This window comes from Klebsiella sp. K5-204, from assembly GCF_030128585.1.
GTDB classification, from domain to species: Bacteria; Pseudomonadota; Gammaproteobacteria; order Enterobacterales; family Enterobacteriaceae; genus Klebsiella; species Klebsiella quasipneumoniae.
In genome coordinates, this window is sequence record NZ_JAKUZS010000003.1 from 1 (window position 1) to 11,395 (window position 11,395).

Here is an 11,395-nt window from a genome sequence, read left to right on the forward strand (position 1 = left end):
GCCTGAAATACGGCGGCGAGCTGTACGTCGTCGGCAACCGTCATCTCGACTACTTCCGTAAGCTGAAGCGCGCTTTTGGTAACTGCACGACGATTGCGACGAACAATAAGTTTGTCATTTTGAAAGCAACGAAGGTGCGTAAACAGCGCTGATGCATGTCGCTGCTTCTCCCGGCTTGCGGCTGTCGCCTTAGCCGGGCTACCGACTGTCGCCTTAGCCGGGCTACCGACTGTCGCCTTAGCCGGGCTACCGACTGGCAGATGTTTAACGACGCCCGCCGCAGCCTGAAATACGGCGGCGAGCTGTACGTCGTCGGCAACCGTCATCTCGACTACTTCCGTAAGCTGAAGCGCGCTTTTGGTAACTGCACGACGATTGCGACGAACAATAAGTTTGTCATTTTGAAAGCGACGAAGGTGCGTAAGCAGCGCTGATCCGTGTGGCTATTTCCCCGGCTTGCGGCTGTCGCCTTAGCCGGGCTACCGACTGTCGCCTTAGCCGGGCTACCGACTGTCGCTTTAGCCGGGCTACCGTTCGGGATTATCGTGGTAGCCCGGGGAAGGCGCATCGCGCCGCCCCCGGGACACGGCTAAATCGCCAGCGCCAGCTTCGTGCCCTGGGCAATCGCCCGGCGCGCATCCAGCTCCGCCGCCACGTCGCAGCCGCCGATCAAATGCACCGTTTTTCCCGCCGCGCGCAGCGGATCCGCCAGTTCACGGCGCGGCTCCTGACCGGCGCAGATCACGACATGATCCACCGCCAGCAGCTGGCGCTCGCCGCCGATCGTCACGTGTAATCCCTCATCATCGATCTTCTCATAGCTGACCGCCGGGATCATTTTCACGCCGCGCGCCAGCAGCGTGGCGCGGTGGATCCAGCCGGTGGTTTTGCCGAGCCCGTCGCCCGGTTTGCTCGCCTTGCGCTGCAGCATCACAATCTGTCGCGGGCTTTGACTCAGCTGCGGGCCTTCAGGACGCAGCCCGCCCGCCGTCCGCAGGCTGGTATCGATACCCCATTCGCGACAGAACTCGCCGATATCCTGGCTGGTGGCCACCCCCGACTGGCTTAAATACATCGCGGTGTCGAAGCCGATGCCGCCGCAGCCGATAATCGCCACCTTCGCGCCAACCGGCGCTTTATCGCGTAAGACATCCAGGTAGCTGAGCACCTTGGGATGATCGATCCCGACGATCGCCGGCAGGCGCGGGGCAATGCCGGTGGCGAGGATCGTCTCATCGAACGCCAGCAGATCGTCTGCCGTGACGCGGGTGTTCAGACGTAGATCGACGCCGTTAAGATCGAGCATTCTACGGTAGTAGCGTAGGGTTTCATGAAACTCCTCTTTGCCGGGGATCTGTTTGGCGATATTAAACTGGCCGCCGATCTCCGGGAGGGCATCGAACAACGTGACGTGATGACCGCGGGCGGCGGCGTTAACCGCGAAGGCCAGACCGGCAGGCCCGGCGCCGACCACCGCCAGCCGCTTAGGGGCGTTGGCAGGCAGGACCGGCATCAGGGTTTCATGGCAGGCGCGCGGGTTGACCAGACAGGAGGTGACTTTGCCGACGAAGATCCGATCGAGACACGCCTGGTTGCAGCCGATGCAGGTGTTGATCTCATCGGCGCGATCGCTCTGCGCTTTCGACATAAATTCGGCATCGGCAAGGAACGGGCGGGCCATTGAGACCATGTCGGCATCGCCGCGGGCGAGGATCGCCTCCGCGACCTGCGGATCGTTGATGCGGTTGGTGGTGATCAGCGGGATCGACACCGCGCCCTTCAGTTTGCGGGTGACCCAGCTAAAGGCGCCGCGCGGTACCGGAGTGGCGATGGTCGGAATGCGCGCTTCGTGCCAGCCGATGCCGGTGTTGATGATCGTCGCCCCCGCCGCCTCGATGGCTTTGGCCAGCGCGGTGACTTCCGCCAGCGTGCTGCCGTCGTTAACCAGATCGAGCATCGACAGACGGTAGATGATAATGAAATCGTGACCGGCGCGCTGGCGCACGGCCTTGACTACTTCAACGGCGAAACGCATCCGGCGCGCGTAATCGCCGCCCCATTGATCGTTGCGCTGGTTAGTGCGCGCGGCGAGGAATTCGTTAATCAGATAGCCCTCAGAGCCCATCACCTCCACGCCGTCATAGCCTGCTTCCCGCGCCAGCTGGGCGCAGTGGGCAAAATCATCGATCAGCGTGAGGATCTCGTCGTGGCTCAGCTCATGAGGGGTGAACCGGTTAATCGGCGCCTGCAGAGGAGAGGGGGCGACCAGCGCGGGCTGGTAGCTGTAGCGCCCGGTGTGCAGGATCTGCAGGGCGATTTTACCGCCTTCCTGATGTACCGCGTCGGTGATCTGGCGATGATGCGCCAGATGGCTGACATCGTTGAGTACCGCGCCGCCGGCCATGGTCACCCCGGACGGGGCGGGCGCGATGCCGCCGGTGACGATCAGCGCCGCGCCGTGTCGCGCGCGCTCGGCGTAAAAGGCCGCTAACCGTTGCGCGCCGTCGGGCAGTTCTTCCAGACCGGTATGCATGGAGCCCATCAACACGCGGTTTTTGAGGGTGGTGAAGCCCAGCTCAAGCGGGGCGAAAAGCGACGGATAGCGGCTCATAATGGCTTCCAATGTAAAATTATTGTTATGTGGTCGGATGAGTTACTAATTTAGCCGTCGTGAAGAAAAAGGGAAAAGGGGAGTGCGGTGATTGTGATGGGATTCAAAGAACGGCGAAGCGTTGCCTCTCTCCCAAAGGGAGAGGGGCAAGCGGGCACTGAAAATCAGGCTTCGCGCTGAACGGTTCCCTCTCCCGCCGGGAGAGGATTAGGGTGAGGAGGAAGACACAGCGCGCTGGCGGCGTTCGAGGCCCGGCGCCTGCCACATCGACGTTGTCAGCCCGCTATCGACAAGACCAAGCTGATCGGCATAGACCGACTGCCATTTACTCATCATCTCCTGATACAGCTCGCGATGCTGCGGATTAGGGGTGAACTCGCGGTGCCAGCTCACTAACTTTTCTCCGGCGCTGGCCATGTCGCCGTACAGCCCGGCGCCAGCGCCGGCGGCGATGGCGCAGCCGAGGGCGGTGGCTTCGCGGACCACCGGCACCCGCACCGGCAGGCCGGTGACGTCGCTGAGGATCTGGCTCCACAGCGCTCCCTTCGAGCCGCCGCCGGCAAACACCAGGCTATCGAAAGTCACCCCGGAAAACTGCGATATCTGCGCCAGGTTGCAGGCGGAGACAATCGCCGCGTTCTCCTCCAGGGCGCGGAACAGAGTGGCTTTATTGCACTTCTCCGGATCGATGGAGAGGTTAATAAACGACGGCGCGGCGTGGTACCACTGCTTAAAGTGCATGGCGTCGGAAAAAATAGGCATCACGCCGTGGGAACCGGCGGGTACGCGGCTGGCCATCTCCTCCAGCAGCGAATAGGCATCGACGCCGAGGCGCTCGGCAATCAGCTTTTCTTCAGCGCAGAAGGCGTCGCGGAACCAGCGCATGGTCAGGCCGGTAAAAAAGCTGATGGACTCCGCCTGCGCCATGCCGGGAATGACGTGAGGGTTAACGCGAATATTCATCTGCGGGTCGGTGCGCACCTGCGGTAGATTCACCACCTGCTGCCAGAAGGTGCCGCCGAGCACTGCGCTTTGTCCGGCGCGCACCACCCCGAGCCCCAGGCAGCCGAGCTGCACGTCGCCGCCGCCCATCACCACCGGCGTCCCGGCGCGCAGGCCGCTCTGCTGGGCTGCCGCTTCGGTGACGGCGCCCAGCAGCGTGCCGGTCTCTTTCACCGGCGACAGCATATCGGCGCGTAGCCCGGCCATATCCAGCAGCGCCGGACGCCAGTCGCGGCTGAACAGATCGAGCATGCCGGTGGTGCCCGCGTTTGACGGGTCGACCGCCAGCTCGCCGGAAAGCTTCGCCGCCAGCCAGTCGCTGATCATGGTGATGGTCGCCGCCTTGCGGTAGATATCGGGTCGATGGTGCGCCAGCCACAGCAGGCGCGGCATCGCGCTAAGCGCCAGCGTTTGCCCGGAGACCTCGTACACCTCGGATTCAAAACGATAGTCGTGGATCTCTTTAAGCTCCGCGACTTCGCGGCTGGCGCGGGCATCAACGTTGGCGCAGGCCCAGATGGCCTCGCCGTTGCGGTCATAGAGGACGATCCCTTCGCGCATCGAACAGCAGGCGACGGACTGAATATCGGCGGGAGAGAGCCGGGCGGCGTCGAGCGCCTGGCGAATGCACTGGCAGGCCAGCTGCCAGTTGGTGGTAAGGTCGAACTCCATCGAGCCGGGGACGTTATCGACGCTCAGGTGTTTCCATTCGGCCTGGCCCACCGCCAGCTGGCGGCCATTGAGATCGAAAATGACCGCCCGAATGCTGCCGGTCCCGGCATCTAACGCTAACAGGTAACTCATGACATGCGCCTCGCTGTTGTCGCGCGGCGCCGGGCCTTCAGGAGGCCAGTGCGAGCACCGCGCGTGCTGTTGTCTCTTCCGTTACCAGGCCATTAATCCGCTTGCCAATCAGAGCGGCATGAATCGCCTGCGCTTTTTGTTCTCCTCCGGCGACGCCGACGATGGTCGGCAGCTGCGCCAGCTCATCCAGGGTCACGCCGAGCAGTTCCCGATGGATCTCCAGCCCCTCTACCGGCCGGCCGTCGGCCTGCAGGAAATAACCTAAAATGTCGCCGACCGCCCCTTTGCGGGCGTACATCAGCTGTTCGCCCTCGCTGATATAGCCGGAGCGCAGAATGGTCGCGTCGCGCCGCTGATCGATAGCGCCAATGCCAACCACCGCCGCGTCCGCCGCCGTCGCCGCCAGCATCACATCGCGCACGCTGGATTCGCGGCGCAGGATTTCGGCGACCTCCGCCGACGAGACCCGCAGCGGCGCCGGAATAATGCTCACGCTGCAGGCGGCATCCAGCTGACCGATGCCGGTCATATAGGGGCCGACGCCGCCGGAGAGGGTCACCAGCCGCACCTGCTGCGAGCCGATAAAGCCGCTGAGATGCTGCAGGCAGCTCATGGTGGCTTCGCCGAAGCCGACCGCCAGCAGCTGTCCCGGTTGCAGAATCCCCATCAGCGACTGCGCCGCGCCTATCCCCAGCCGGGTATTCATCGGCGGGGTGTTGAGCGCCGGCAGCACGCGAGCAATCTTGAGGCCAAAGCGCTGCTGGAGTTCGCTTTCCAGCGCCAGACACCCTTCATAGCGCGAGTTGATCTGCACGCGGATCACCCCGGACTGGCGACCTTTCTCCAGCAGGCGGGAAATCTTCAGCCGCGGCAGCCCCAAACGCTCGCCGATGTCGTTTTGCGTCAGGCCGTCGTGGTAGTAACACCACGCCACCCGCGCCACCAGCTCTTCCTCGGCTAACGCCAGCCCGGCGTAGCGATGGTCTTCCGTAATGCGTTTTTCGCTCATAAATTGAACTCTTATAAAAATTTAGATCATATGTTCGCTATTGCGCGGCCGGAAAGTGTGAGCCGACTGGCAAAACGGATCTTTCCTCTCTGGCCCCTTTTTTCCGGACGATCTAAAGCGCCAAACTGTGATCTTCGCACGGTTGTAAATATAGTTCACCGTCTACGCTTTTGAACATTATTAAATTTAAAAATCATTTGTTCAAACGAGGCGCGACGATGAAGCCACTGCTTGAAGCTCGCCAGATCCGCAAACAGTTCTCCGGCGTTGCCGTGCTGAAGGGCATCGACTTTACGCTATGCGCGGGCCAGGTGCATGCGCTGATGGGGGGCAACGGCGCGGGTAAATCGACGCTGATGAAGATCATCGCCGGCGTCGAAACCCCGGATAGCGGTGAACTGACGATCGGCGAACGCGCGTTTGCGCGCCTTAACCCGGCGCTGGCCCACCAGCTGGGCATCTATCTGGTGCCGCAGGAGCCGATGCTGTTTCCCAACCTCAGCGTGCGCGAGAACATTCTCTTTCGTCTGCCGAAGCGGGCGGATACCGCCGCGCGGCTGCAGGAAAAACTGCAGCAGCTGAACTGCCAGATCAACCTGGACGCCAGCGCCAGCACGCTTGAGGTAGCCGATCAACAGATGGTCGAGATCCTGCGCGGCCTGATGCGCGAGGCGCGGATCCTGATCCTTGATGAACCCACCGCCTCTTTAACGCCGGGCGAAACGGAAAGGCTGTTTCAGCAGATCCGGGCGTTGCAGGGGCTCGGCGTGGGGATCGTCTTTATCTCGCACAAACTGCCGGAAATCCGCCAGCTTGCCAGCCATGTGTCGGTGATGCGCGATGGGGCGGTAGTGCTCAGCGGCGAAACGGCGGGCTACGGCGACCAACAGCTTATCAGCGCCATGACGCCGGCCAGCCGCGACCATGCGCTGAGCGACACGCAAAAGCTGTGGCTGGCGCTGCCGGGCAACCGGCGCACCCAGGCGCAGGATTTTCCCGTTTTGCGGGTGGAGGATCTCACCGGCGAAGGTTTTATCGATCTCAGTCTGGAGATCCGCGCCGGGGAGATCGTCGGCCTCGCCGGGCTGGTGGGATCCGGGCGCACCGAATTTGCCGAAACCTTATACGGTCTGCGTCCGCCGCGCGCCGGGCGGATCTGGCTGGAGAACCGCGAGATTACTCAGGAGAGCACCCGCGCCAGGCTGGCCAGCGGGCTGGTCTATCTGCCCGAAGACCGCCAGGTCTCCGGGCTGTTTCTCGATGCGCCGGTGCGCTGGAACACGGTGATGTTCAATCAGCCGTCGTGGTGGCAGCAGGGGAAACGGGAGGCGGCGGTGGTCGAACGCTATCACCGGGCGCTGGGGATCAAGCTGGCCGATGGCGATCAGCCGGTGCGTACCCTCTCCGGCGGCAACCAGCAGAAGGTGCTGCTGGCGCGCTGTCTGGAGGCTAACCCGCTGCTGTTGATCGTCGATGAACCGACGCGCGGCGTGGATGTCTCCGCCCGCGCCGATATCTATCAGTTACTGAAAAGCGTTGCCGCGCAAAATGTGGCGGTGCTGATGATCTCCAGCGATCTGGATGAGTTCGTTGGCCTGGCCGACCGGGTGTTGGTGATGCATCAGGGCCGCTACAGCGGCGAGCTGGCGCGGCAGGCGGTGACCGTCGATCGCATGATGACCCTGGCCTTTGGAGGGCAGGCATGAAAACGTTACTCAAGAATCGCGAACTGAGCGCCTTCTTCGCCATCGTGGCGCTGTTTGCCGTGCTGGTGGCGCTCAATCCGGACTATTTCAGCCTGCAGACGCTGGCGATGATTTTCGCCAGCTCGCAAATCCTGTGCCTGCTGGCGCTGGGGGCAACGCTGGTGATGCTGACCCGCAATATCGACGTGTCGGTGGGCTCCACCGTTGGCCTGAGCGCCATCGCCGTTGGGGTGGCGCTGAACAACGGCTACGGGCTGGCGACAGCGATCGCCTTCGCGCTGGCGATTGGCGCGCTGGCCGGGGCTTTTAACGGCCTGCTGGTGGTGGGGCTGCGCATTCCGGCGATCGTCGCCACCCTCGGCACGCTGGGGTTGTATCGCGGGGTGATGTTGCTGTGGACCGGCGGGAAATGGATCGAAGGCTTGCCCGATAGCCTGAAATCGCTCTCGGAGCCGCTGTTTATCGGCGTCTCGCCGCTGGGCTGGCTGGTGCTGGCGCTGCTGCTGGCGGGCGCATGGCTGCTGTCGCGCACCGCCTCTGGGCGTGATTTCTATGCCGTTGGCGATAACCTCGCCGCTGCCCGCCAGCTGGGCGTGGCGGTCAACCGCACGCGGATGCTGGCCTTTACCCTCAACGGTATGCTGGCGGCCTGCGCCGGGATCGTCTTCGCCGCGCAGATTGGCTTTGTGCCCAATCAGACCGGCAGCGGCCTGGAGATGAAAGCCATCGCCGCCTGCGTGCTGGGCGGGATTTCGCTGCTCGGCGGCACCGGCACCCTGCTCGGCGCGTTTCTCGGCGCCTTCTTCCTCACCCAAATCGACACCGTGCTGGTGCTGTTCCGCCTTCCCGCCTGGTGGAATGATTTTATCGCCGGCCTGGTCCTGCTCGGGGTGCTGGTCCTTGATGGCCGCCTGCGCCAGGCGCTGACCCGCCATCAGCGGGCGCTGAAGTACAGCCGTTTCCAGCCCGGCAACAAAGGGGGCAAACAGGTTGCCCGCTTTCCCGAACGCAAAAGCAAAGAGGTGGCGTAAATGAAGCTGAAGCTTAACTGGGAAAGCGCGCTGCTGGCGTTGTTAGTCGTGGAAATCCTGCTGTTCGGCGCGCTGAATCCGCGCATGCTGGATCTCAATATGCTGCTCTTTAGCACCAGCGACTTTATCTGCATCGGCATCGTCGCGCTGCCGCTGACGCTGGTGATCATCAGCGGCGGGATCGATATTTCGCTGGGCTCGACCATCGGCCTGTGCGCCATCGCCCTCGGGGTGATGACCCAGGCGGGCTGGCCGCTGTGGCTGGCGGTGTCGCTGACGTTGCTGCTGGGGCTGCTGTGCGGGTTAATCAACGCCGCGCTGATCCACTACACCGGCATCAGCCCGCTGGTGATCACCCTCGGGACGCTGTATCTGTACGGCGGCGGCGCGCTGCTGCTTTCCGGCATGGCCGGCGCCACCGGTTATGAGGGGATCGGCGGCTTTCCCGACAGCTTCACCGCCTTCGCCAATTTAACCCTGGGCGGGCTGCCGCTGCCGCTGGTGCTGTTCGCGGGTATCACCTTTCTCTTCTGGCTGCTGGCCCATCGCGGGCGCTTTGGGCGGCACCTTTTTCTGCTTGGCCAGAACCCGCGCGCCGCGCGCTACGCCGCGCTTTCCGTTAACGGGATGCCCTACGCGCTGTATGGCCTGGTGGGCGTGGCGTCGGCGGTGGCGGCGCTGGTGATGGTCTCCTATTTCGGCTCGGCGCGCTCGGACTTAGGCCGCGACCTGCTGATGCCGGCGCTGACCGCGGCGGTGCTCGGCGGGGCCAATATTTACGGCGGCTCGGGATCGATACTGGGTACCGCGCTGGCGGCATTGCTGGTGGGGTATCTGCAACAGGGTTTACAGATGGTCGGCATCCCCAACCAGGTGTCGAGCGCGCTGTCAGGGGCGCTGTTGGTGGTGGTGGTGATGGGGCGTTCACTGAGCCTGCACCGTGAATGGGTGCGCGCGACCTGGCGGCGTCTTTTCTCGCGTAAAACAATCGGAGCATAAACATACGATGAAAACCAAACGAATCCTCCAGACGAGCGTCCTGGCGCTGGCGTTAAGCATGGCAACCGCCCAGGCGGCGGACCGCATCGCCTTTATACCTAAGCTGGTCGGGGTGGGCTTCTTTACCAGCGGCGGCAACGGCGCGAAAGAGGCGGGGAAAGCGCTGGGCGTGGATGTCACCTATGACGGCCCCACCGAGCCCAGCGTCTCCGGCCAGGTGCAGCTGATCAACAACTTCGTCAACCAGGGCTACAACGCGATTATCGTCTCCGCCGTCTCGCCGGACGGCCTGTGTCCGGCGCTGAAGCGGGCGATGCAGCGCGGGGTGAAGGTCCTGACCTGGGATTCCGATACCAAACCGGAGTGCCGCAGCATCTATATCAATCAGGGCACGCCGCAGCAGCTCGGCGGCCTGCTGGTGGAGATGGCGGAAAAGCAGGTGACCAGGCCCGCTGCCAAAGTGGCTTTTTTCTACTCCAGCCCGACGGTGACCGACCAGAACCAGTGGGTGAAGGAAGCCAAAGCCAAAATCGAAAAAGAACATCCGCAGTGGCAAATCGTCACCACCCAGTTCGGCTATAACGATGCCACCAAATCGTTGCAAACCGCCGAGGGGATCTTAAAAGCGTATCCCGATCTTGACGCCATTATCGCGCCGGATGCCAATGCCCTGCCGGCGGCGGCGCAGGCGGCGGAGAACCTCAAGCGTCAGGGCGTGGCGATCGTCGGCTTTAGTACCCCCAACGTGATGCGCCCCTACGTGGAGCGCGGCACGGTGAAAGCCTTTGGCCTGTGGGATGTGGTTCAGCAGGGCAAAATTGCGGTTAACGTCGCCGATCGATTACTGAAAAAGGGCGATCTTAACGTCGGCGATAGCGTTGAGGTGAAAGATATCGGCTCGCTGAAGGTCGAACCGAACAGCGTGCAGGGCTACCAGTATGAGGCGAAGGGCAACGGTATCGTGCTGCTGCCGGAGCGCGTGGTGTTCAGCAAAGAGAACATCAATAACTACGACTTCTGACGGAGGATGAGATGGCTGATTTAGACGATATCAAAGAGGGCAAGGACTTCGGCCTCGACCGCCCGCAGCAGAACACGCTGTATACCCTGAAAGGCTGCGGCTCGCTGGACTGGGGCATGCAGTCGCGGCTGGCGCGCATTTTTAATCCGCACAGCAACCGCACGGTCATGCTGGCCTTCGATCATGGTTACTTCCAGGGACCCACCACCGGGCTGGAGCGCATCGATCTGTCGATTGCGCCGCTGTTCGAGGAAACCGACGTGCTGATGTGCACCCGCGGCGTACTGCGCAGTCAGGTGCCGGCCGCGACCAACAAACCGGTGGTGCTGCGCGCCTCCGGCGGCAACTCGATCCTCAGCGAACTTTCCAACGAGTGCGTGGCGGTGGCGATGGAAGATGCGCTGCGCCTGAACGTCTGCGCAGTGGCGGCGCAGGTCTATATCGGCAGCCAATACGAACATCAGTCGATCAACAACATCATCAAACTGGTGGACGCCGGCAACCGCTACGGTATGCCGGTACTGGCGGTGACCGGCGTCGGCAAAGAGATGACCCGCGATGCGCGCTACTTCTCGCTGGCCAGCCGGATTGCCGCCGAAATGGGGGCGCAGTTTGTGAAGACCTATTTCGTTGAAGAAGGCTTTGAAAAAGTGACCGCCAGCTGCCCGGTGCCGATCGTCATCGCTGGGGGGAAAAAGCTGCCGGAGCATGAGGCGCTGGAGATGTGCTGGCGGGCGATCGACCAGGGGGCGTCCGGGGTGGATATGGGGCGCAATATCTTCCAGTCCAGCGCCCCGCGCGCAATGCTGAAGGCGGTGAAAAAGGTGGTGCATGAGAATCTGAACGCGCGCGAAGCGTACCAGTTCTGGCAGGAAGAGAAACAGGGAGAGCGGAAATGAATGTGACGCTGGTGGAGATCAATATCAAACCCGAGCGGGTGGATGAGTTTCTCGAGGTGTTCCGCGCCAACCACGAAGGGGCGCTGCGGGAGCCGGGCAACCTGCGCTTTGATGTTCTGCAGGATCCGGAGGTGAAGACCCGCTTTTTTATCTACGAAGCCTATAAAGACGATGAAGCGGTGCTGGCGCACAAGAAGACCCCGCACTATTTAGCCTGCGTCGAAAAGCTGGAAGAGATGATGTCGCAGCCGCGGCAGAAGCGCAGCTTTATCGGCCTGCTACCGCAGGTGTGAGGGAAATCCAGAGCAGAAGA

At 62.6% G+C, this 11,395-nt stretch carries 10 protein-coding genes and 1 pseudogene; 8 read left to right on the forward strand and 3 right to left on the reverse strand.

Translation table 11 applies throughout. The annotated features are described in order from the left end of the window. Together MKR05_RS08650 and MKR05_RS08655 are read left to right on the forward strand one after the other, a co-directional pair. Positions 1-152 (forward strand): methyltransferase (locus MKR05_RS08650; protein WP_165353588.1); only part of this gene is annotated, 152 nt, incomplete at its 5' end. A 102-nt stretch (positions 153-254) separates the two neighbouring features. Beyond that, positions 255-434 (forward strand): annotated as a pseudogene (locus tag MKR05_RS08655) (methyltransferase); the annotation flags it as partial. Positions 435-589: 155 nt separating this feature from the next. Here MKR05_RS08655 and MKR05_RS08660 read toward each other — a convergent pair. From MKR05_RS08660 to lsrR, 3 genes are all read right to left on the reverse strand, one after another. Next, the gene (locus MKR05_RS08660; RefSeq protein ID WP_238875651.1) at positions 590-2,611 is read right to left on the reverse strand and encodes an NADPH-dependent 2,4-dienoyl-CoA reductase; all 2,022 of its coding nucleotides are present in this window, start codon (positions 2,609-2,611) and stop codon (positions 590-592) included. A 207-nt stretch (positions 2,612-2,818) separates the two neighbouring features. Continuing rightward, a complete protein-coding gene (gene lsrK, locus MKR05_RS08665; protein ID WP_180402074.1) occupies positions 2,819-4,417 on the reverse strand; it encodes an autoinducer-2 kinase in 1,599 nt (532 codons plus the stop codon). A gap of 37 nt (positions 4,418-4,454) precedes the next feature. Then, positions 4,455-5,426 (reverse strand): transcriptional regulator LsrR, encoded by a 972-nt coding sequence (gene lsrR, locus MKR05_RS08670; RefSeq protein WP_004206105.1) that lies wholly within the window; start codon positions 5,424-5,426, stop codon positions 4,455-4,457. Between the two features lie 218 nt (positions 5,427-5,644). On the opposite strand from lsrR, the gene lsrA reads away from it, so the two are divergent. The 6 genes from lsrA to lsrG are packed head-to-tail and all read left to right on the forward strand — an operon-like array spanning position 5,645 to position 11,375. Further along, positions 5,645-7,132, forward strand: coding sequence for an autoinducer 2 ABC transporter ATP-binding protein LsrA (gene lsrA / locus MKR05_RS08675; RefSeq protein WP_238875650.1), 1,488 nt, complete (start codon positions 5,645-5,647; stop codon positions 7,130-7,132). After that, entirely contained in the window at positions 7,129-8,163 is a 1,035-nt protein-coding gene (gene lsrC, locus MKR05_RS08680) for an autoinducer 2 ABC transporter permease LsrC (protein ID WP_110237901.1), read from the forward strand. Before lsrA ends, lsrC begins: the two co-directional genes overlap by 4 nt. Then, positions 8,164-9,162 carry an autoinducer 2 ABC transporter permease LsrD gene (gene lsrD / locus MKR05_RS08685; RefSeq protein ID WP_238875649.1) on the forward strand — a complete coding sequence of 333 codons (999 nt, stop codon included), beginning with the start codon at positions 8,164-8,166 and terminating at the stop codon, positions 9,160-9,162. A 7-nt stretch (positions 9,163-9,169) separates the two neighbouring features. Further along, positions 9,170-10,183 carry an autoinducer 2 ABC transporter substrate-binding protein LsrB gene (lsrB, locus tag MKR05_RS08690; protein ID WP_072420633.1) on the forward strand — a complete coding sequence of 338 codons (1,014 nt, stop codon included), beginning with the start codon at positions 9,170-9,172 and terminating at the stop codon, positions 10,181-10,183. An 11-nt stretch (positions 10,184-10,194) separates the two neighbouring features. After that, positions 10,195-11,082, forward strand: a complete 888-nt coding sequence (lsrF, locus tag MKR05_RS08695) for a 3-hydroxy-5-phosphonooxypentane-2,4-dione thiolase (protein ID WP_023291072.1) — start codon at positions 10,195-10,197, stop codon at positions 11,080-11,082. Next, the gene (gene lsrG / locus MKR05_RS08700) at positions 11,079-11,375 is read left to right on the forward strand and encodes a (4S)-4-hydroxy-5-phosphonooxypentane-2,3-dione isomerase (RefSeq protein ID WP_004181386.1); all 297 of its coding nucleotides are present in this window, start codon (positions 11,079-11,081) and stop codon (positions 11,373-11,375) included. Before lsrF ends, lsrG begins: the two co-directional genes overlap by 4 nt. The last annotated feature ends 20 nt before the right edge of the window (positions 11,376-11,395 follow it).